Origin of the sequence: Citrobacter sp. TBCS-14 (assembly GCF_005280805.1) — a bacterium.
Lineage (GTDB): Bacteria > Pseudomonadota > Gammaproteobacteria > Enterobacterales > Enterobacteriaceae > Citrobacter > Citrobacter gillenii.
The window spans coordinates 201-484 of the sequence record NZ_SZWM01001082.1 but is presented as its reverse complement, the minus strand read 5'-3'; the positions used below and the strand labels follow the sequence as shown (position 1 = coordinate 484).

Sequence of the window (284 nt, the reverse complement as noted above, 5' to 3'; positions counted from 1 at the left end):
GAATACATCAGGCAACCGCGTAACGTGAAGTACCACGCTGCCGAACGGGCCGCATGTCGCTCCTGCGTTAGCAGTTCCGGTGTACTGACAAGGTCAAGCTTCAGCGCTGCACCACATTTGGTGTAGTTCTCACGACCTGTGATTTGCAGCAGGCCGCGACCGCGATATTTCCAGCCGTCACCCTGGCTGTTATTACCCATGCGGTCACCGTAAACCAGATTGGCTATTTGCGGCTGGTGAGCAACCTGCTTACCATCGACACGCCCCAGCATTTCACACTGATA

Annotated in this window: 1 protein-coding gene; it reads right to left on the bottom strand. The window is 55.3% G+C overall.

Annotation, left to right across the window (positions count from 1 at the left end):
* Positions 1-284 (bottom strand): glycoside hydrolase family 19 protein (locus FDX22_RS31990; RefSeq protein ID WP_304571818.1); only part of this gene is annotated, 284 nt, incomplete at both ends.